The following is a 2,080-nucleotide window of genomic DNA, read 5'->3' as shown; positions in this document are numbered from 1 at the left end:
GGACAAAATGACAAACGAAACGCTATTGGAATGCGCAAATGCTTCCAATGCTCATAACGCGATACCAGAGCACCGAGCCGTTTTTCGTCATTACTTGATGTCTGAACGTGGTTACAGCTTTAGCCAACTCTCTTCCACCGAAACCGAGTTTAAAGCACAAGACAACAACGATTCTGAGATAGAGCAGTTCTATCAAACACAGTGTAAAGATGTTGGTGAGCAGCTCTACCGCGTGGGCTACTGACACCAGCGAGAATGAAGAACTCGGTAAAGGGTTAACCGTTCCAAAAACAAAAGGCGCATTCTCTGCGCCTTTTGCTTACATCAATATCCTAGTTACACATGAGTGAACCTTTGTTAAGAGAGCTGAGACGCCGCCTTAGATTTAAACCGCGCTTTGCGCACCTTGAGGATCACAAAACTCATCACAGCAATAGTAAGAGTAATCACTGGCGCAGCCATTAACCCCATCGTCACCATCTTGCTGATATTCTCCGGAAGTAAAGGCAGGAGCATGCCAAAGCCGCACAGTAACAACGTCCACAATATGGCGCTCAGCCATGCAAAGTAATGGAACTTCGACACGCGTTTCACACGTAATCCCATCATCAATGGCAAAAGCGAACGCACCACCGGAATGAAACGCGCGCAAAACAATGCAATTAAGCCATGTTTACCCAAAAGAACATCGACTTGTTCGAGTCTTTTCTGTGGGACAGCATTCACCCAGCCTTGAACTTTAGGTAGGCGGTTTAGCCATTTTCCTTGCAAGTATGCCGCCCAACTTCCTAAGCCCGCACTCACAATAATCACCAACATGATGGCAATAGGATCAAGCACGCCTACCGCCGCAAGTGTGCCAGACAACACCACTACACTATCGCACGGAAATGGCGCAGCAGGAATAAAACCACTTTCCAAAAAGATTAATGTCGCCACGACAATATAAATAATCCCTGCACTTCCTGGCGCCATAAGTGCAGAAAAGTCTTGATGCCAAAAGGCAAGCAAGACGCCCATCATTGAATCAAACATAAAAAGAGCTCCTAAACATCATTAAATAACAACAAGGTAGATGCTTAGGACTATCGAGCGTGAATAAACCGATAGATAAGATTAGAGCCTAACCCATCTCCAATTTGATATTTTGAATGAGAGAAGTCTTTCGCAAGACCAAGAAAAGCCGTCAGACCCGCGTTCAAATATGGCGTTTCTGATAAAGCGCGGTTCCAATGAGGAGCCAACGTTTCGAACCAACCGATATCGAGCTCATCAAGCTCTGATTTTGAATCATGAACTCGCAGTGCATTGCGATTTAACAGGCTAGCAAACGAATGAAATGGTGGTGCTAGTGGCGTTTCGGAAACTTGTGCGTCTTCATCATAAAACACACTGCCGACGGTGTAGTGGTGAACAGTTTCAGGCGACGTTGACTCTTGGCCGACAGAAACCGCCAATAAGCTCAGAAATAGCCCGAAAAAGCTAATAAGAAGAGCACGCACAACGTTCACCTACATCACAGTAATACGTACTTTTAACTCTGAGGGCGAGAATTTGCAATCGAAATTCTCGCCTCGTGGTTTTAGCCACTCAGTTTGATATAACTGAGGACTTAGTTCTTGCCGTATGGGTAGTTTTCGAACATTTTCGCCACTTCTTCTGTGATCAAATTTTCCCTTTTCTCAGTACTCATTGATTCGGTTAACTTGCGGCTTGAAACGCCTTTCCACACAACTTGGTTCGCCTTACTATCCACCAGCTCTACCACTAACTTCCCGTATTTGCGTTCTTTATATCGTTCAGGGCTTGATGTAATCACACCAAAGCTGTTCCATCCATAACCGACGCTAAAAGAAGAACCAGACGATACCAACTCCGACTCCTCAACGATATCGTGATGAACGTATAAATCACCACCACTTGCAACTCGAGAAAGCCCCTTCGATTCCAGTTGAGCAGTCAAACCTTGTTCTATACGGCGTCCATCAATACTTGCTGGAGCATCATTTTGAGTACCAAAATCAAACGTTTTGTAAGAAGCGAAGTCCGCTTGTTTATCCACGTCTGTTGTTACTGTCGT

Annotated in this window: 4 protein-coding genes; 1 reads left to right on the top strand and 3 read right to left on the bottom strand. The window is 45.1% G+C overall.

Translation table 11 applies throughout. From position 1 onward, the window contains the following. A partial coding sequence (locus R8269_RS23545) for a hypothetical protein (RefSeq protein ID WP_318222695.1) occupies positions 1-244 on the top strand: 244 nt, incomplete at its 5' end. A 113-nt stretch (positions 245-357) separates the two neighbouring features. On the opposite strand, the gene R8269_RS23540 is transcribed toward R8269_RS23545, so the two are convergent. From R8269_RS23540 to R8269_RS23530, 3 genes are all read right to left on the bottom strand, one after another. After that, positions 358-1,035 (bottom strand): DedA family protein, encoded by a 678-nt coding sequence (locus R8269_RS23540; protein ID WP_005463688.1) that lies wholly within the window; start codon positions 1,033-1,035, stop codon positions 358-360. A gap of 50 nt (positions 1,036-1,085) precedes the next feature. Next, complete coding sequence (locus R8269_RS23535) at positions 1,086-1,502, bottom strand: hypothetical protein (RefSeq protein ID WP_005477338.1); 417 nt, start codon at positions 1,500-1,502, stop codon at positions 1,086-1,088. Between the two features lie 110 nt (positions 1,503-1,612). Beyond that, positions 1,613-2,080 (bottom strand): DUF4136 domain-containing protein (locus R8269_RS23530; protein ID WP_318222694.1); only part of this gene is annotated, 468 nt, incomplete at its 5' end.

This window comes from Vibrio sp. Vb0667 (assembly GCF_033391095.1).
The sequence above is the reverse complement of the archived record's forward strand: the minus strand, read 5'-3'. Positions and strand labels throughout refer to the sequence as shown.

Bases quoted from the DNA above. Each gene is read 5' to 3' on its own strand.
- R8269_RS23540 (WP_005463688.1), bottom strand. From the start codon at position 1,035: ATGTTTGATTCAATGATGGGCGTCTTGCTTGCCTTTTGGCATCAAGAC.